Raw genomic sequence first — 20,440 nt, 5'->3', positions numbered from 1 at the left:
TTCGTCAGGGGCTCAATTGCCGATTCGGCAGCAGGTGAGAAGAACCATAGCTAGTGAACTTCTACGCACAGTATTAGACAAGCGGTTTTGGCCTCGTGTCGTTTCAACATAGCGCCTCCAGTGCTCTATGCACGCGGTCGAAACCGATGAACTCCTGCTCCAGCCGCAGATTGTCGCGAATGCGTTGATCGCGCAGATCGTCGTACAGGCTGTACTCCTCATCGCGCAGCCGCGGCAAGTCGCGTGTCAGTTGATGTTCCTCTCGACCCCAGAACGGCTCGCATGCCATCAGCGTAGCCCGGTCCATCAGAAAACCCTGCACTTCAGGAAGGCGGGCGCGCAGCTGATCAAGGATGGCAAAGCCGTGGGTATCGATGTCGCCCCAGTAGTACAGCTGGCCTTGCCGGAGCCAGTCGTTTCCGTCCAACGTATCGAAACCATAGCCGGCGCCGAACAGCACCAGGCTTCCCGTCACTGCAGGAAAGGCCAGGAAGTTGGTTTCGTTCTCGGTGATGAACACGCGCGTGAGGTTGCAGCGCAGGGCGCGGAAGCTGCCCACGTCTAGGGTGACATCTCCTCCAGTCACACCAGGCAGCAGCGAAAGCGCCGGGTCGAGGACCCGAAAGCGCACGCGCTCGGGCTTAGCAGCGAAACCGTACCGGCGGTTGAATCCGCCGACACCACTAGCCGCGGTGTCGATGGCACTTTCCGGAAGGACGGCATCGAGCAGCTCGCTCAGCACGCCGAGATGGCGCTCGATGAACTTGCTGTGCACACCGGGAATATCGACCTGCCGCAGGTAGAGGCCGGGACGCGGGTGCGCCTGCATCCAATCGACGACGTCCAGCAAGCGTGGCCAGTACGCACCTAGGGCCAACGCCCGCAACGGCCATTTATGCAGCCAGCCGAGTAAACTGGGCTGACGGTCGCGGGTCTGCTGGACCTGCGCATCGAAGGTGGCAACCTCATTCCTGCGGTCGATCAACGCGAGCGCATCGTCCAACGTATCGACCCAGGCTTCGTTGGGAAGAGTGGTATTGCCGCGCACGCGGTGGCGGAACTGGCGCGTCTCGATGCGAATGTGCGGCAGTGCCTGCAGCTCGGCAACCCAGACCCGCACGTCGTCAAAACGATCGACCAGGTCGGCCGAGGTGGGACCGCGCAACCTCAACCGCATCGGGAACGGTGATTTGCCGCCGGCCAGGAGGGCCAGCAGCGTGCCGCTGTCCCAAGCCTTGCCAACCTGTGCGACCAGGTCTACCGGCCGTGTCCAGCTCATCCAGCGACCCGCGCCTTCTCGGCACGGTATTCGGCGATGGAGAGGTTGCGCAGCTTCGAAGCCCGTCCGGCTTCGTTGTGGACGAAGCCGACACTGGACACGAATGGCTCGATCACGTGGATCTTCTGAAGCGGGGTGACGATCAGCAGCTGGAGGTTGAGCTTGGCGAACAGGGTCAAGCCGTACTGTGCTGACTCATCGGAACCACGACCGAAAGCCTCGTCGATCACCACGAAGCGGAAGGTGCGCGAACGCGCCTCACCCCATTCCAGTCCGAACTGATAGGCCAGGCTGGCGGCGAGGATGGTGTAGGCCAGCTTCTCCTTCTGGCCGCCGGATTTGCCGCCGGAGTCGGAGTAGTGCTCGTGCTCGGTGTCGTCCTCGTGCCAGCGCTCGCTGGCACCAAACAGGAACCAGTTGCGCACGTCGGTAACTTTGGTGGTCCAGCGCCGGTCCTGCTCCGAAAGGCCCTCGCGTCCGCGGAAGCGATCGATGATGGCCTTGACCTGCAGGAACTTGGCCTCCGAGTACTGGGCATCCTGGCTGGTGCCCACCACGTCGTCGGTGCAGCTGCGCAGGTCGGACTGGAAGTCGCGGATATCAGCGTCCTGGCTGGACTGCGGCTCCAGCAGTATGTAGCGCCCCGGATTGTAGTCGATCTGGACTAGCGAGCCGTTGATGCGGTCGATGCGGTCCTTGATGGTCTCCCGCTCGCGAGACAGCTGCGACTGGAAGTTGGCGATCTCGCGGATGGTGTTCTCGTTGAGCAATTCCTTGAATCGCGCCTCGAAGCGCGGCAGGTCGTCGGCCTGCATGGCTTGGAGCATCTTGCCGTATTCACCGAGGGCTTCGATGCTGGCGTCGAACTCGGCGGTGTCCAATGGGTACTCGCGTCGGAAATCGCCCATAGCGTTGACGATCTTCTCGCGCAGCCGGACGATCCGCTTGTCCTCGGCGTCGAGCTTGTCCTGCAGCCACCGGCGGAAGTCACTCTCGCGGTTGTCGCACGATTCCACGCTGAGCTGGTGTTCGCCTAGCGCGGCATCCCGCAGTTCGGCCAGCGCTTGGAAGCGTGCGGCGTGCATAGCGCCGTCGGGGGCGTCCAGAATCTGCCTGATTTGCTGCTGCAGGTCCTGCGCATCGGCCTGCTTCTGCACCACTCCGCCCAACTTGCCTTCGTGGTCGCTCCGTTCGCGTTCGTCCTTTGCAATCTGTGCCTGCAGCGCCTCCAGTTGTTCGCTGAGCCGTTGCAACTGGTCCGAGGACTGTGCCAGTTCCTGCTTTTCGTCCTCAAGGCGGGCCAGTTCCGTGGCCAGGCCTCGCCAGTCGAGTTCCCGCCAGTCGTCGTACACCTCCAGCTTGCCCAGCGTCGTCTGGCGCGCTTTCAGGTCTTCCTGCTTCTTCTGCAGGCTGGTGAGCTTGCTGGCGACTTCTGCCACCGTGCGCTCGAGCTCTGCGCGCTCCTCTTCTAGGGTTCGGATCTTGTCGGCGTTGCTCCAGCCCAACACATAGCGAGCGCGATCGCCGAGGCGATGCCGGTCGTCCTTCTCGTGTCGTTCGCCCGGCATCTTCACCTGTCCGGTGCGGGTGACGGCGCGGACTTCCCGCCGGAACTGCTCGGGTGTCTCGCAGCAGGCGATATCGAACCGCCGGTGCAACTCCTGCTCCAGCCAGTCGTAGAAGCGCGTCTCCTGATGGATCTCCAGCTTGCGGACCAGCGCATGCGGATGTGGCGAGGGCAGGTCACCCTGTTTGCGCTCCCGTACCCGGTAGTACACCAGGCGACCGCGCAGATGGGTGCGATCGACCCAGTCGGCCACGCGCGCGTAGTGCGCGTCGGGCACCAGCAGTGACAGACCGAAGCCACGCAGCAGGCGCTCGGCCGCGCCTTCCCATGCCTGCTCCTCCTCCCGCACCCGGATTAGCTCGCCGGCGAAGGGCAGCGCTTCCTCATCCAGATCCAGCGCGGCGCACAGGATGCGCCGAAGCTTGATCTGATCGTCCGGCAAATTTGAGCGGCGCTGCCTGAGACTGTCGATCTCTTCGGTCAGGCGTGCGTGTGCTTCACGGCCGTCGCGTACCTGTACTGCCAGTTCGGTACGGTCGTTGTCCAGATCCGCTTCCTGGTTGCGAGCGGACTCGATCCACCCGCCCAGTTGCTGGCGCTGTGCCTGGAACTCACCGGCATCGGTGGCGGGCGGCTGTTTAATCTCGCGCAGGAGCGCGGTGTATTGCTCTGCGCGCTGGCGACGGCGGGTGAGGTCCTCGCCGGTTTTCCGGATCTGCTTATCCAGATGTTCGAGCCGGTCACCACCGTTGTCATGAATCGCCCGTCGGAGTTCGACTTCGTCCGTTCGGCGGAGGCTGAGGCCTTCTTCCAGCCGTTGCAGTTGGGCGGCGTGCCTTGCATGGTCTTGGGACAGCAGGGCCAGGCGGCGTTCGAGCAGGTCGTACTTGAGCCCAGCGAAGTACGCGTGAAGCGCATCCCGATTGGCGCGCAGGTCTTCGGTTTCGGCCAGCAGGCCGTTCAGACGCTCGCCGTCACTCACCAGCGGGGTCAGTAGCTCCACCTGCCGCTTGGCCTTGAGCACCGCCTCATGGGCACGGTTGAGGTCGTCGAAATGGCCGATCAGCGCCTGGATACGTGCTCCGACGTCGGAAGGCTCAAGCATGTGCCCGCGCACAAAATCGGTTAAGTTGCCGACCGATTTCATCGACACGGTCTGGTGGAACAATTCCAGCGCCTGCTCGTTGTCGATGCCGAAGCGGCGCTTGAACCATGCGCCGTAGGGCGGAAAGTTGTCCTCGACCTCGGCGCCCAGGCCGCGCAGCTTGCGCCGCAGCTTGGCGATCTCGCTGCCGAAGCCGGAGAAGTCGTGGGCGATCGACAAGTCCCGCTCGGCGCCGACAAAGAACCGCGCCGGCTGTCCCACGCCGTCCTTCATCCAGAAGACCTGCGCCAGGGTGACGCTCTGGTTGTAGCCGGCGTTGTGGAACACGCCGAGGATGACCGAGTAGCTGTTGTGGTCGCGCAGTGCCACCGGCTTGGCGGCGCCGGTGATCTCGCTACGCTCGGACTTGTAGTGGCCGAGCACGTAGGAGCGCAGCGAGCGTTCCTTGCTATCGGCACCCGCCGCCTTGTTGTATGCGATGCGCTGCGCCGGTACGAGCAGGGTGGTCACCGCATCGACCAGCGTGGACTTGCCGGAGCCGATGTCGCCGGTCAGTAGCGTGTTGCGCCCGTCCAGCGTCAGCGTCCATACGCGTTGATCGAATGTGCCCCAATTGAATACTTCCAGACGCTGAAGTCGGAAACCGGCCAGGGAGCCCTCGGTGTGCTCGGCTTCGCTTGGCGCGGGATGCGCAACGTCGTCGTACGCTAGCTCTTCAACCCGGTTCATCCTCGATCCCCCCTATTTGCGCCCGATACGCGGCCAGGCGCGCATCGAAGTCCGCCAGCCACTGCGCATCCACGAATGCCTTGAGGATGCGGCGTACCTCATACAACGCAGGTTGCGAGCCAACCTGTCCCGCGGCTGGCTTCATGCGGCGCAGGAAGCCAAGCTCTACGATCTTGCCCAGATGGGCTTCGAGCTGGTCGAGTACCCGCGCCTCGTTGCTCGAGGGGGGCAGGAACACCCGCACCATCTCGACGATGTCCTCGAGCGTGAGCACGAGCCGGGTATCGCCGCCACTGGCGTCGGCTTCGGCCAATTTGCGGCGCAGCAAGGCGAGCAGCAGGCTGACGGGAAACGACAGCTGCCGGCGCGCCACCAGTCTTGGAGTCGGGTCGGCAACGCCATCATCGGCCTCGGGCGCACGCCGCGACCGCAAGAAGGCGTAGCCCTCGGCTTCGTCCAGAATCAGCTCCAGCCCCAGCACGGAGAGGTAGTCGCGTACCTGCGACTGCAATCCGAGCAAGCTGCCCCATAGCTGCGGATCGGATTCCTGGTAGAGCACACCCTTGAGCAGCTTCACCGCCAGCACGGGCAAACCGTCTACGGCAGGCGAGGCGGACGGGTTGTCCATCATGCGGCCCCCAGGAAGATCACCCGCGGCAAGCGGGCCTGGCGATGGTAGGGGTTGCCCCCGGCATCTAGACCTTCCCAGTCCACCGGATCGTACGCGTGCTCGTCGACTGTGCTCCGAAAGCCATCGTCGGCCAGTTGCAAATAGGCGACCAGCTCGGCCAGCCCTTGCTGCATTGGCTGCATCCGAACCAGTTCGGCCAGCGTGATCTGGCTGCGCCCGTGCAATGCGTGGCGGATGTGGCGGACCAGCCGGGCCTTGTCGACGAAGACCTGCGCATACAGCGCGGCATCGTCCACGTCGGTGCCGTCGGCTTCCAGCACCACGTCCACGATCTTGGGTTGCAGGGCGGCCGTGTACAGCGGCCGCTCCATCGGCAGTTCAACTGAGGCAGCGGTGCCGTCGATGTGCATGGTCACGTCGGCAGGCGGTGCGTCGCGCAGTGCCAGGGCATGGGCTTCGATCGAATGCAGCAGGTCCATGATGCGGCGATTCTCCAGCCAGGCTTGGTCGTCGAGAAAGCGGCGCAGCTGACGGCTGAGTTCGGCCACGGTGCGCTGTGTGTGTTCGCCGGCTTCCAGCCAGTCGTAGTGCACGCGCCGCAACCGCATGTCCGGTTGCTGCTCGTTCACCGCCGGCAAGGTCAGAACCCGTTCTAGCAGCTCGGACAGCTCTTCCTGTCGGCGGCTGGACATGAGGAAGTCCCAGAACGCACGGAAGCTGCGACCCTGGTCGGACTCGGCGATGGCATCGCGTTCGCCCATGACATCTTCCAGCAGCGCCCCCTTGCCGCCTTCCCAGAGCGCGATGCGCTCGCGGACCCGCCGGTCGAGCTGGCGGAAGTTGTGCTCGACTTCGCGGAAATCGCCGAGCAGCTCGCGCGCCAGCTGCAGGAACTGCTGGAAGCGATCGCGCACCGCCGTATCGTCCAGCAGTGGTGGAGATCCACCCAGAACCTGGCTGATCTCAGCGTCGATCTCGGCGCGCCGCCGCTGCAGTTCCGCTACCCGCGCCGCCGGATCGGTCTGGGTGCCCTCGCTGATCTGGCGCAGCAATTCGAACAGGGTCAGCAGGCGCGATTCGGTAGCGACGAAGCCGCGTTCGCCCAATGTGCTGAGCCAGAGGATCGCCTTTTCGGCCGCGGGGGTCAGGTCGAACTGCGGTTCGTCGGAATCAGGCCCGTAGAACTTGCGCAGCCAGCCCTTGTCATTGGCCGCCCAGTCGTCGAGATACTGCAGGGCCGTCCTTGGGAACGCGTCGTTGCCCAGCTGCTCACGTAGACCGAACAGCTCATCCTCGAGGGCTTCCACCAGGTCGCCCTGGGCAACATTGCGTACATTCGGTGCCACGAAGGCCCGATACAGGAAGCTAGCTACCAGCGCCGCGTGGTCGGCGCGCAATAGCCGCCATGCCGGATGGTGCTGGCGGAGCATATCCATGCTGGCGTAATCGAAGCGCATAGGACGGATCGTAACCAATCGAGGCTCACAGGATGAGACTGCCGATCCATACCCAACCGAATGGGTGGGACTCCATGTGATCACACTTAACTCAAACTTCGGCTCTTAGCCAGTGGTCCACTTTAGATCGGCAATCAGCCGCCCCATCCGCCGCCTCAGAGTTCCAGCTGACGCACGTGCAAGCTATCGCTGCGACGGCGGTCCCGCCAGTTCTGAATCGCGCCGATAGCAACCAGCGGCTCATCAAGCGCCATGTCATTCGCCGCCGACAGTCCTCCCTGGCTGGAGAAGCTGGCCAGGCTCTCCACGAGTTGCTGCAGTTCGGTCTGCGCAGCCGGGATATCGGCCGCGGGCGCCGCCGGTGCAGCTTGCGGGGCAGACGGGCCTGGCTCGGCCCGGCCTGCTACGGGAGCCGTAGAGGTGACAACCACCTCCAGCGGGCGGCCGGCGATCGGCACCGACAAGGTTTCAGCCAACACAGGCGCCTTCACGACCGGCGCATCGATGGCAAATGCTTCGATCGCCAGTGCCAGGTGCGCCGCCTCGTCGATCCCCATGGGCTGCAGTTCCACGGCATCCAAGGCCATCGGCGCGGCAGTCCGGCTGGCAGCCCCCATCGGCGTCAGCTGCCCGGCAATCGTCGCTGCCGAGATCGCATAGCCACCGTCGCCCGGCTGTACGTAGGCGATGGCGTGCTCGCCACCGAGGAAGTGGTCCAGTACGCGAATCTGCTGGCTGGCATCGCCATCCACACGTACGACCAGGTCATCGCCGTCGCGGTGATAGGTCAGTTGGGTACGGGCGATACCGTCAAAATACAGCCAATCGGTCCCGCCTCCCGTGTTGTCGACCGTATCGGCACCGGAGCCGGCGGCGTAGAAGTAGGTGTCGTCACCGACGCCACCGAACAACACGTCATCGCCATCCTCGCCGACCAACTGGTCGTTGCCAGCGCCGCCGATCAGGATGTCGGTGCCCGAGCCACTGAAGCTGCCGTTGCCGCCGGAGAGATAGTCATCGCCATCGCCGCCGTCGAGCTTGTCGTCGGCGCCCATCCCAAACAGCGTGTCGGCGCCGCCCAGGCCCTTGATCAGATCACGGCCACTGGTGCCCACGATCTGCTCGCCCGCTGCGGTGCCGGTCTCGACCGAAGGATAGTCCGCGTCGTTGCCAGTGCCCGGCGTGCCGCCGCCCGGATCGCCGCCGCCATTGTTGGTCACCAACGCATTGATCGCCGCGGTATTGAGCGCTGATCCGCTTGCCGGCTGCAGGAAATCCAGGGCCATGTCACCGCCCAGGAAGTGGCCGGTAACGGTGACGCGCTGGCTGGCATTGCCATTGACGGTAATGACCAGGTCATCCCCGCTGCGGGTAAAGCCCAACTGGGCGGCGGTGATGCCGTTCTGGAAGAACAGCCAGTCTGTACCACCGCCGGTGTTGTCGATGACGTCAATGCCGCCCCCATAGACGTACTGGTCATCGCCTGCACCGCCGATCAGGGTATTGCTGCCGTCCTCGCCGCGCAGCGTGTCGTTGCCTGCCCCACCCTCCAGGGTATCGTTGCCGGAGCTGGTGCCGCTGCCGTTCCCGCCGGAGAGGTAGTCGTTGCCCTCGCCGCCGCGCAGGGTGTCATCCCCGCCCATGCCAAACAGGGTATCGGCACCGGCCAGTCCCTCGACGAGGTCCTTGCCAGTACCTCCCACCAGTTGCTCGCCCGCCGCGGTGCCCTGGATGACCTGGTCGAACTGCCCGCCGGTCCCGTCACCGGCCACGATCTGGTTGATCTCGGCCGTGGTGAGGTAAAAGCCGCCATCGGGCTGCACGTAGTCGATCGCCGCGTTGCCGCCGAGGAAGTGGTTGAGCACGCGCACCGAAGGCGTGCTGGCCGCGTCCACGAAGATCAGCAGATCGTCGCCGTCGCGCCCGAAGGTCAGGCGCTCGCGGGTGATGCCATTGCTGAAGAACACCCCGTCGAAGCCGCCATCGCTGTTGTCGATGACATCACTGCCGGAACTGGCGTCGAACACGTACTTGTCGTCGCCAGTGCCGCCATACAGGGTGTCGTTGCCGCCGCCGGCCACGATGGTATCGCTGCCACCGCCCCCCTGGACCACATTGGCGGCGCTGTTGCCGGCGATGTAGTTGTCAAGGTCGTTGCCGGCGCCATCGATGGCGTCGGTGCCCATCAGGAACAGATTCTCGATGTTGGCCGAGAGCACGTAGGAAGCGGTGGTCTGGACCTGGTCGGCACCGGCGGCAGCGGCTTCGAGGACGATATCGGCGCTGTTGTCGGTGACGTAGATGTCGTTGCCGCCGCCACCCACCAGCTGGTCCACCTCTTCACCGCCATCCAGGTAGTCCGCGCCGTTGCCGCCGTGGAGGATGTCGGTGCCGGTGCCGCCGAACAGGTTGTCATCGCCATCCAGCCCATACAGCAGATCGGCACCGTCCCAGCCGCCCAGCGTGTTGTTGCCGGCATTGCCGGTCAGGGTGTTGTCGAGCTCGTTGCCGTTGCCGGTGGTGATGCCGGCGGCCAGGATCAGGTTCTCGGCATTGGCCGAGAGCACCAGGTTGGTTTCGTAGCGGCGCTCGACGGTGTCGATGCCCTCCCCGGCATATTCGTAGATCCAGTCCTGGTTGCTGTCGTTGATGAAGTAGTCGTCACCCTCGCCGCCATAGAGGTCGTCGCCGCCCAGACCGCCATCGAGGCGATTGGCGCCGGCGTTGCCCACCAGCACGTTGTCGCCGTCGTTGCCGGTGCCGTCGAGGTTGGCATTGCCGGTGAGGAGGAGGTTCTCGAGGGGGGCGCCCAGCGTGTAGTCCACGCTGGACTGGACGGTGTCTACGCCCTCGCCATCGAGCTCCGTTACCTGGTCGCCGGCACTGTCCACCACATAGACGTCGTCGCCGGCGCCACCGGCGAGGTAGTCGTCACCGCCGGCACCATCGAGCACATTGTCATCCGTGTTGCCAATCAACGCGTTGTTGTCCGCCGAGCCGACGGCCGTGCGTGCGCCGCTGCCTTCCACCAGCTCGATGCGCTCGATGCCCGAGGACAGGGTGTACTCGTACGCGGTCGAGTGGACGACTTCCAAGCCCTGCCCCGCCAGTTCCACGATGATGTCGCTGGCGTCATCCACCTCGTAGGTGTCGTCCCCGTCGCCCCCTTCCATCCGGTCGGCGCCCGCCCCGCCGTCCAGCAGGTCGTTGCCGTCGTTGCCTTCCAGGAAGTCGTTGCCATATCCTCCCGACAGCACGTCATTGCCGGCCAACCCCCGCACGTGGTTGTCGCCGGTGTTGCCCACCAGCGTGTTGTCCGTGTCGTTGCCAGTCCCATCGAGTGCGGCATCGCCCACCAGGACCAGGGTCTCGACATTCTGCGCGAGCGTGTAGTCGACACTGGCTTGGAGGGTGTCCGATCCCGATGTGCCGATCTCGCTGACGATGTCTGCAACATCGTCCACGAAATACGTGTCATCGCCGTCGCCGCCTTGCATCAGGTCGGCGCCGGTGCCGCCATCGAGCAGATCGCTGCCGGCACCGCCCTTCAGCACGTCATTGCCGGATTCACCGTACAGCAGGTCGTCTCCTTCGCCACCGTCGAGTTCGTCGGCTCCGCCCCCCGCGCGTACGGTGTCGTTGCCGGCAAGCGCGGCGATGACGTTGTCCAGCGTGTTGCCGAGGATCACGTCGTCCATCGCGGTGCCAGCCAGCGACGCCTGGTTCAGTGCGTCCGCGTCCAGCAACCGCTGCTGGCCGTTGCCCAGGTCCACGGTCAGCGGGAACCTGGCCAGTTGCGTGGTTGGATCGAAGAAATCCTCCAGGCGGATCCGGTCGTCCGGCGAGTTGAGGAAATACACCGCCAACGCGGTGTCCTCGCGCCGGAAGTAGACCTGATCGAGCGGCAGCCCGGACAAGTAAATCGTATTGAGACCGTCGTTGTCGCGGATGCTGTCTCGTCCATCGCCCGCACTGAAATGGTAGGCGTCATTGCCCGCGCCACCCTGCAGCTGGTCGTCGCTCAGCCCGCCTGTCAGGTGGTCGTTGCCGGCGCCGCCCCGCAGGATGTCTTCCCCTTGGCCACCGTCGAGTACATCGTCGGCGGACTCGCCATCCAGCGTGTCCTTGCCGTCACTGCCCAACAAAGTGTCGCTGCCCTCGCCGCCGAACAAGGTGTCATCACCCGCTTCACCCTGCAGCAGGTCGGCGCCGCCGCGTCCATCGAGAAGATCGTTGCCGCCGCCGCCGGCCAGGACATCGGCGGTCTCATAGCCACGCAGTACGTCGTCCCCCTCCGTGGGTGCGAGCACCAAGGCGCGGATCGTGGCCTGATCCCAGACCGGCGCATCGGTGGCGGCGAAGCGGATCTCGTCGATCTGGTAGCCGCTCGTCCCGTCGGACAGGAAATGGTTCGTGATCGTCACCCGGTCGCTCGTACCTGAGATGGCAAGCACCAGGTCATCGTTGATACGGCGTGCGGTTACATCGGCGGGCGCAATGCCGGCGCCGAACTGCAGCGCGTCCAGCCGGCCCTGGCTGGAATCGTAATTACTGACCGTGTCCTGGCCGCCGCCCAGATCGAACCGGTAGGTGTCCGAGCCGCCGCCACCGACCAGCACGTCGTTACCGCTGCCACCCGCGAGTACGTCGTTGCCGGCTCCGCCGTCCAGATGGTCATTGCCGGCATCGCCTTGCAGGGTGTCCGCCCCCTCATTGCCGTACAGCGTGTCGTTTCCGCCCGCACCGGACAGCGCATCGTCGCCCGCATACCCGGACAGGCTATCGGCGTCCGCCGTCGGCACCAGCACCAGGGCCTTGATCGTGTCGACATTCCATACCGTGGCCGCTGCATCCGCGAAGCGGACCTCGTCCAGCCGATAGGCACCGGTGCCATCACCAATGAAGAAGTTGCTGACGGACACCTGGTCCGAGACGCCGGCGATCGATAGCACCAGGTTGTTACCGACACGCCGGGCGGTGACCGACGCGGGATCGATGCCAGGTCCAAAAGACAGCGCATCGAGCCGCCCCGACGCTGCGTCGTAGTTCTCAATCGTGTCCTGCCCGTCGCCGAGCTGAAACACGTAGAGGTCGTTGCCAGCGCCGCCGGAAAGGACGTCATTGCCCACGCCGCCGATCAGGACATCATCGCCGCTCTTGCCCGACAGGGCATCGTTGCCGGCCGCGCCGGCCAGGCTATCGGCGCTGTCGTAGCCGGTCAGGATGTCGTCGCCCGCCGTGGCCGCCAGCACCATCGCCTTGATCGCCGCCACATGCCAGATCGTGTTGGCGGCGTCGGCGAAGCGGATCTCGTCGAGCCGGCTGGCCCCGGCCGCGTCGCCGTCGAAGTAGTTGGTGACGGTGATCCGGTCATCGGTGCCGGCAATCGTGAGCACCAGGCTGTTGCCGCTGCGGCGTGCGGTCACAACTGAAGGGTCCACGCCGGCGCCGAACGACAGCACATCCATTCGCGACTGGCCCGCGTCGTAATTGTTGATCGTGTCCTGTCCATCGCCCAGCGCGAAGACATAGACATCGTTGCCCCCGCCACCGCTGAGGCTGTCATTGCCGAGCCCGCCAGTCAGGACGTCGTCGCCGGTGCCGCCTTCCAGGCCGTCATTGCCGTCCCCGCCCTCGACGACGTCGTTGCCGCCGCCGCCGCCCAGCGTATCGTTGCCCCCCCGCCCCCGGATGATGTCGTCGCCGCCGTAGCCGGCGATATCGTCGTTGCCGCCCAGGCCATCGAGCGTTTCGCCGAGGGTCGTCCCATACAACCCATCATCGCCCTCGGTGGCCTGCTGCACGACGGCGGCCAGGATCTGCGCCTGGCTCCAGGTCGTGCCATCCTCGAACCGGAACTGTTCGATCACGCCCTCGCGCAGGGCGCCCTCGGTGCCCTCGTAGACGTTGTTGATGCGGATTTCGCCGGTCACGCCGCCGCTGTTGACGTGGATGATGATGCTGGAGATATCGCGGCTCAGCGACAAATCGCCGGGGACGATGCCGCCCATGAAGTAGATCTGGTCGGTACCGGCGCTGTCGAAGATGCGGTCGTTGCCATCGCCGGGCCGGTACACGTAGATGTCGTCCCCGCCCTGCCCGTACAGCGCATCGTCGCCCTTGCCGCCGTTCACGGCATCCTTGCCGCCGCCACCGTAGAGCACATCGGCCTGGTCGGTGCCGGTGACGGCGGACAGCACGTCCAGCAGCGGTGCAATCGCCGGACGCGCGATCGTCAGCTCCACGTAGGCCGCGTCAAGCTGGCCCCGTAGCGTGGGCGAATAGGCCGACAAGGCGGTCGAGAGCACCACCAGGTCGATGACGGCAGTTGTCTGTCCGCCATCCTGCGCGGCGATCATGTATGCCTTGAAGGCGTTCCAGTCGATCATTGCGTGGGTGTAGCCCGAGGCGAAGCCGCCCAGGAAGATGCCGCTGCCGGCGTAGTCGGCCTGCGCCCGCAACTGCGCGTCCACGTACTGGCGGAACTTGTTGAACTCCGAGGTCAGCAGGTTGCCGGCCTCCTGGCGCGGAATCGGGTCGTTGGGGGTGTACTGGTTGGTATACGGGCGCGCGGACAGCAATTCGACGACCGCGAGTTCGCGTGCATCGACATTTCCGCCACGGCTTGTCGGGACGATGTCGCTCACGCCCGCCCAGCGGAAGATCAGGCTCTTCAGCAGGCCATTGCGGGCTGTCTCCGATGGCTCGGCGAGGTACGCATCGAGCATCGCGACCAAGCCCGGGTCCGTGGCCAGCGCCTGGCGGAGATCGATCAGGTTGCCAAACGCCTTGGCATCAGGCGATTGGAGTACGTCCAGCAGCGCGCCGGGCGATACCTCGACCTGATTGATGCGCTCGGAAGGATCGGTGGTGTACCAGACATCGGACATCGCGGCATTGCCGCCGTCGATCCGGACCGCCGAGCCGACCTGCTGGTGCGCCTGACCATTGGCATCCACCAGCGAGGAGGCGCTCCACGCAGTGCGGAAGCCGGCGATCCCCGCATCGGCGATGGACAAGAGTTCGCCAGCATCGGTGACGCCATTGCCGTTGGCATCACGCCAGATGCGCAGGCTGGCGAAGGCGGCGTCATTGGCATCCACTACGCCGTCATGGTTGTCGTCCAGCTCCCCCAACGCCACGAAGCCGTTGGCGGCCAACGATCCATCGCTCAGCCGGGTATTGCTGCCGAACAGCTCGCGGCCGTTGTCGATCACGCCATTGCCATTTAGGTCGCGCACCAACAAGCCATCACTAGCACCGACCCAGGCGGTCGATTCGGCCAGGCCGTTGCCGTCGTGGTCGAAATAGCGCCGGCTGCTGTAGGCCACGGTGCTGACGCCATTGCCGTCGAGATCGATGGTCAGCGGCGAGGCGCGGGTCTCCGCCGGCCCCATGTCCGGCTTGTCCTCGTCATCCGGCTCGGTGGTGAGGAAGATGCCCAGGTCACCGTTTTCGAATTCCTCGATGGTCAGGCCGCCGTTGATGGTCAACGTGGTCCCATCCAGCACGTAGGTGTCGCCCCGGCCGTTGTACGTGTTCTCCGGATCGGCCTCCTTGCGCGTGCCACCGGTCAACTGGAAATTGCCGCGGTACACCGCACCGCGGCCATCGGTATCCATGAGGGTGTCGAGGTTGTCGACTTTGTACAGGTCAAAGCCGTCGCCGCCATGCAGGATGTCGGCGTCGTCGCCACCGTTGATCAGATCGTTGCCGGCCGAACCGTAGAGCTTGTCGTTGCCCCATCCGCCATACAGCTCGTTCTTGCTGGCGTCGGTGTCGCCTTCGTCGGTTCCCGCGTACAGGGTGTCGCCGTCGTCGCCGCCATAGATCAAGTCTGCGCCTGTCCCACCGCGAAGGGTATCGTCGCCGTCAAGGCCGAATAGGGAATCATCCCCGGCGCCGCTGGATATCTGGTCCGATGACAGGCCGCCCAGCACGAGGTCGGCCCTGGCATCGGCGCTGGCATCCAGCTGCAGGCCGGCATCCCCCGACTGAACCGAGATTCTTTCGAAGTCCTTGGGCTTGGCGTCAGGCGCCACCTCGTCATACAGCCAATCCTTCACTTCGCTGATAAGACGATCCCGACCACGCCCATCAGCGCCGGAGGCGATTTTGAACAGGTCCATCCTGAAACCGCCGGTCTCCACCCCGACAAGCATCGACGAGGCACCATCGCTGGTGTAGCGGTAGTACTCGGTCAGCGCCGCCAGCAGGCCAGCATTGAGCGCATCGTCTTCTGCGGTCCCGGTGTTTCCCAGGCGAAGGAGGTCCTCGCCGAGCGCGCCCAGCACACCTGTGCTGCTCCCCCCTTGCGCTTCGAGCAGCTGGCTGTTGAGCATCCACGCGATAAAGTCGACCTCATTGCTCGTGGTCGGGTTCTTCGCGTACAGCGACGTGTCGAAGAATGCCGCCAACGCCTGTTCCTGCTTGACCAGGCCGGCTTTGAAAGTCGACGAAATCAACGTCGCATTGAGCAGATTCATCGAATGAAGATCCGTCGGCAGGACGCCTGACGGGTCACCGACCGATATCGCGGTCTCGCTTCCTGAAATGCTGGTCCCGGGGAACCTCAGTGCATTCAGGAATTCGCCTTCCAGATAATAGCTCGCAACGTTGTTCTCACGCTCGGCAAAGCGGTCGACGTAATCGTCGACGTATGCATTCAGGCTGTCCGACGAGTACCCTTTTTCGGCCAAATAGTTCTTTAGCGCCTTGAGGTAGTCGATGTTCTCGGCGACCAGCTCGAAAGGTGCCTGGTCGAACGTGGTCGCGTTGAGGTCGAACAGCACAGCAATGACGGAGGCGATCCCGCCTCCAAGCGAGTGGCCGGTGAGGGTGATCGTGGCACCAGCGTTGGCGCTATCGGCCATTACCTGCATCAACAGAAGCGCCGCCTGCATCGACTGGACGGAGGCGAACCCGACGCCAGATGTCAGATCCTCCAGGACGTCTTCGCTCATGTCATTGGTGCCGGCGAACGAGATCACGATCTCATTCCCCTTCTTGTACACGCCGGCCGAGAATCCAGTCGCCGGATCATCCGGCAACCAACTCACTTCAACCCACCCGTTGGTCAATACAGTTCTGTTTTCCGGAGTCCGGTTGTACACGCGCGCGGAAAGCTGGGCGTACTCGCTTACAGAAGCCATTGTGGATTCTCCTTATCCGATGCTGGATGATTAGCAACCGTTCCATTTGGAAGCAATTTTCTTCAGTCGTTCCGAGGTGTTTCGTTCCCTTGCGAGCTTGTCCTTGATCGTCACCCGCGCATGCTCGCCATCCGCGTCGGGCCCTGTCAGTAGATTGCTTTCCCTCCCGATCAACCTCGATTCCAAGGGAACCCTGGCCCAGGCGCGGCCTTCCCTGGACTGGAACTCGATGTACGGAAGTCCCGGCTTGCCGAGCTCGTACCAGGTGGAACAGAAATAGAAGCTGGTGACTAGCGACCAGGTCCCCGTAGCCGGTTCGTAGTCCAGCAAGAGGGGTACGAATGCATCACGCCATACCGGGGGCGGCTTCGTGCCGCCTGGACCGATGCGCAAGGACATCTGGGTTTGATTCCATCCACCCGGGCCGCCGATCTCGTACTTCTTCTCCCCCGTGGCGGTCCGATCGACGATGAGCGTGCTGCCGTCCGCAAGCCGCACTTCTTCAGACCATTCGAGGTTTACCTTGCTGCAGGCCGCCAAGAGCACAAGCGCCGAGATCATCAGGCATGTCCTTGCAGAGCGCCCCAACGATGTCGATTCCCATGTCGTGGTATTGCGCATCGTGTTGGCAAGCCAGCGCAAGCAGCGAGAGAAGCTGGAGAGGAATGTGGTTGATTTCATGCGCGTTCCATTCATTACGGTCCTAGATGCGGAAATCCCCGCTACTTAGAGTTCGTGCCACCGCTGCTCTTCGAATCTGACAACGCAGCAGGTTATCGCTCCCGCAATCCTTCACCCACATGCTGTCGCAGCGGACTAAGCAAGTAATCAATCACCCGCCGCTTCCCCGTCTTGATCTCCGCACTTAACGTCATGCCCGCACTCATGCTCACCACCACGCCATCGATATCCAGGCTGCTGCCGTCCAGGCGGATGCGCGCAGGGAACACCAACCCCAAGTCCTCATCCTGCGCAGCGTCATGCGAAACACTCACCACCTTGCCGGTGAGATAGCCATAGCGCGTATACGGAAAACTCTCGATCTTCACCGTCACCACCTGGCCCGGCCGCACGAAGCCGATGTCCTTGTTCAGTACGGTAGCCTCCACCTCCAGCGCCTCCTGCGGCACCACCGCCAGCAGCTCCTGCGCCGGCGTGACCACGCCACCTACCGTATGCACCGCCAGCTGCTGGACCGTGCCGTCCACTGGCGCACGCAGGGTCATCAAGCGATCGCGCTGGCCCGCCTTGGCCAGCTCCGGCGTACCCTGCGCGACCTTCTGCTCGGCCTCGCGCAGCTCGTCGAGGGTCTGTCGACGGAAGTCGGTCACCAGGACTCGCAGTTCTTCCTCGGCAGCGATGAGCGCCGACTCGATCTCGCGCATCCGATTGCGCTGGGTCGCCAGGTCGCGCTCGGCCGCAATGCGTTCCTGCTCACGCAGCAGGTACTCATGACGCCCAACGTACTTGCCTTCGACCAGCCTGCCGTAATCCTCTGCGCGACCCTTGGAGATGCGCGCCGACTCGGCAAGCGGCTCGATCGCATCGCGCGTGGTCTGCAGCTCGGCACGGCGCTGGGCGATGGTCGCCTGCAGGTTATGCCGCTTGGCCTGCAGTGCCTCGAATTGACTGCTGGCCAGCGCTTGCTCGGCAGCCAGACGCCCTGCGGGAACATCCGCTGCGGGCGCCAGGTGCGGGGTGACGCCACTACCGATGGACGCAGCCAGGGCAGCAAGGCGCAGCGCCGCTACGCGCGCTTCGGTCAGCGCCTCGCCGGCCTGTGCCAGTTCAGCACCGGTGGTCGTGGCGTCCAGCTCGATCAGCGGCTCGCCGGCCTTCACCTTCTGTCCGTGGCGCACCAGGATCCGCCGCACTACGGCAGTGTCCGCCGGCTGGATCACCTTGGTGCGCGAATCCACCACCATCTTGCCCGGCGCCACCGCGACGATATCCAGCTTGCCCAGGCACGCCCACAGCAGCGCCACGCAGAAGAACGCGACGATGATCCGCATCGTCCAGCGCACGGTGGGCGAAGTCGGCGTCTCGATCAGTTCCAGGTGTGCGGGCAGGAAGGCCAGCTCATCCGCTTGGCGGCGCGGCGGGTCGAGTTCGTGCCGCACCTGCCAGGCCGCGCGGAATACCTTTCCGTAGCGCTGCAGGAAATCTTTGCAGCCGTCGATCAGGTGCCTCATGCCACCACCCCCCCCCTGCAGCCGGTGCAGCCGCGCGTAATGGCCATCGGGCCGGTCGACCAGTTCAGCGTGGGTCCCGGTCTCAACGATGCTGCCCTTCTCCACCACCACGATCCGGTTGGCCTGGCGCACGGTGGAAAGGCGATGGGCAATGATCAGCACCGTGCGGCCCTTGCAGATGGCACGCATGTTGGACATCACCGCATGCTCGGACTCGTAGTCCAGCGCGCTGGTGGCCTCGTCCAGGATCAGGATGCGCGGATCGGTGATCAGTGCCCGCGCGATCGCCACGCGCTGGCGCTGGCCGCCGGACAAGCCGGTGCCATGTTCGCCGACTGAGGTGTCGTAGCCTTCGGGCAATTCGGAGATGAACTCATGGGCCCCGGCCAGCTTGGCCGCGTGGATCACCCGCTCCAGCGGCGTGCCGGGATCGGCCAGCGCGATGTTCTCGCGGATGCTGCGGTTGAACAGGAAGTTCTCCTGCAACACCACCCCCAACTGCCGGCGCAGCCAGGCCGGGTCGGCCAGGGCCAGGTCGTGGCCATCGATCAGCACTCGCCCGCGCTCGGGGGTATACAGCCGCTGGACCAGCTTGGTCAGCGTGCTCTTGCCCGAGCCCGAGCGGCCCACGATACCGATGACCTCGCCCGGCTTGATCTCCAGCTCAATGCCAGCCAGCACCTCTGGCGCTTCGGGCCGGTAGCGGAAGTGCACGCGCTCGAAGCTCACCCGGCCCTGGATCGGCGGTAGCGCCACGCGGCTGCCGGTCACTTCGGTGCGGGTGTTGAGGATATCGCCCAGCCGCTCGACCGAAATGCCGACCTGCTGGAAGTCCTGCCATAGCTGGGCCAGGCGGATGATCGGCGCGGCCACTTGCCCGGACAGCATGTTGAAGGCGATCAGCTGGCCCAGCGAGAGCTTGCCTTCGATGACCAGCTTGGCGCCGAAGAACAGGATCGCCACGCCCACCAGCTTCTGTACCAGCTGCACGCTCTGCTGGCCGACCGTGGCCACCCGGGTGACCCCGAAACCGGCACTGACATAGCCGGCCAACTGGTTGTCCCAGGTGCGCGTCGCCCGCGGATCCACCGCCATCGCCTTGACCGTGCCGATACCGCTGATGGTCTCCACCAGGAAGGACTGGTTGTCGGCGCCACGGGCAAACTTGTCCTGCAGGCGCTTGCGCAATACCGGGGTGATCGCCGCCGAGATCAACGCATAGGCCGGCAGCGAAAGCACCACGATCAGGGTCAGCCCGCCGCTGTACCAGAACATCACTGCCAGGAATACCCCGGTGAACAGCAAGTCCAGCACCGAGGTGAGCGCCTGCCCGGTGAGGAAGCTGCGGATGTTCTCCAGCTCGCGTACGCGCGCAATCGTGTCGCCGACGCGGCGCGATTCGAAGTACGCCAGCGGCAGCGCCAGCACGTGGCGGAACAGCCGCGCCCCCAGCTCGACGTCGATCTTGCTACTGGTATGCGCGAATACATAGGTACGCAGGCCCGTCAGCACCACCTCGAACAGCGCCATGCAGACCAGGCCAATGGCGATCACGTCCAGCGTGGTCAGGCCGTTGTGCACCAGCACCTTATCCATCACCACCTGGAAGAACAGCGGGGTGACCAGCGCGAACAACTGGATGAACAGCGAGACCACGAAGACTTCCAGCAGCATGCGCCGGTACTTGATGACCGCCGGGACGAACCAGGTGAAGTCGAAGCGCGCGAGCTGGCCGAGCACCGAGGCGCGCGAGGCGACCTGCATGAGCCGGCCGCCGTAGCGCTGTTCCAGTTCGGCCAGGCTCAACTGCCGCGGGCGACGTTCGGCCAGGTCATGCACGAGCGCCTGCTCGCCCTGGATGCGCGCGATCAGGAAGGCTTGGCCATCGCGGTCCCAGGCAAGCGCGGGCAGGTTCGCCATCGGCAATCGCGATGCCGGCAGCGCGGATACCCTGGCTTTCAGGCCTACCTTGCGGGCGGCCAGCAACAGCGTGGCCTCGTCAAAGGACTCGCCGTTGCGGCCGAATTCGTGTGCTAGCTGCGCGGCATCGGCGGCAACGCCGTGGTACTGCGCCAGCAGCACCAGTCCGCGAAGTCCAAGATCAGTCGCGCCGGACGAGGATGACTCCTCCGGCGCACTCACGATTGCGAGTGCGGCGTTCCCCTGTTGCATAACGTCCCTGCTATGCGGGCCCCGGTGGAGCCATGTGCGTTCAGCATCGTCAGCATTGTCCTCCGTTGTCAATACTTGGGCGCGAAGTGGGATATTTCGCTCACTTTCATCTCAACATAACAACCTTGCAGAGGCACAGCTCCGGCTCACGGAACG

Annotated in this window: 7 protein-coding genes; all 7 read right to left on the bottom strand. The window is 64.6% G+C overall.

Annotated elements, in window-relative coordinates; genetic code table 11:
• Positions 1-103 precede the first annotated feature (103 nt).
• Positions 104-1,279, bottom strand: a complete 1,176-nt coding sequence (locus tag FZ025_RS19740; RefSeq protein WP_046977967.1) for a DUF3322 domain-containing protein — start codon at positions 1,277-1,279, stop codon at positions 104-106.
• A complete protein-coding gene (locus FZ025_RS19735) occupies positions 1,276-4,680 on the bottom strand; it encodes an ATP-binding protein (RefSeq protein ID WP_104558993.1) in 3,405 nt (1,134 codons plus the stop codon). The genes FZ025_RS19740 and FZ025_RS19735 overlap by 4 nt, the downstream gene beginning before the upstream one ends.
• Positions 4,667-5,311 carry a DUF4194 domain-containing protein gene (locus FZ025_RS19730; RefSeq protein WP_046977966.1) on the bottom strand — a complete coding sequence of 215 codons (645 nt, stop codon included), beginning with the start codon at positions 5,309-5,311 and terminating at the stop codon, positions 4,667-4,669. Before FZ025_RS19730 ends, FZ025_RS19735 begins: the two co-directional genes overlap by 14 nt.
• Positions 5,308-6,768 carry a DUF3375 domain-containing protein gene (locus FZ025_RS19725; protein WP_046977965.1) on the bottom strand — a complete coding sequence of 487 codons (1,461 nt, stop codon included), beginning with the start codon at positions 6,766-6,768 and terminating at the stop codon, positions 5,308-5,310. The genes FZ025_RS19730 and FZ025_RS19725 overlap by 4 nt, the downstream gene beginning before the upstream one ends.
• 155 nt (positions 6,769-6,923) lie before the next feature.
• Entirely contained in the window at positions 6,924-15,920 is an 8,997-nt protein-coding gene (locus tag FZ025_RS19720; protein ID WP_146093620.1) for a calcium-binding protein, read from the bottom strand.
• A gap of 30 nt (positions 15,921-15,950) precedes the next feature.
• Positions 15,951-16,601, bottom strand: coding sequence for a hypothetical protein (locus FZ025_RS19715; protein ID WP_146093621.1), 651 nt, complete (start codon positions 16,599-16,601; stop codon positions 15,951-15,953).
• A 92-nt stretch (positions 16,602-16,693) separates the two neighbouring features.
• The gene (locus FZ025_RS22745) at positions 16,694-20,284 is read right to left on the bottom strand and encodes a type I secretion system permease/ATPase (protein ID WP_104558995.1); all 3,591 of its coding nucleotides are present in this window, start codon (positions 20,282-20,284) and stop codon (positions 16,694-16,696) included.
• Positions 20,285-20,440: the final 156 nt, after the last annotated feature.

Source organism: Xanthomonas hyacinthi (assembly GCF_009769165.1).
Lineage (GTDB): Bacteria > Pseudomonadota > Gammaproteobacteria > Xanthomonadales > Xanthomonadaceae > Xanthomonas_A > Xanthomonas_A hyacinthi.
The sequence above is the reverse complement of the archived record's forward strand: the minus strand, read 5'-3'. Positions and strand labels throughout refer to the sequence as shown.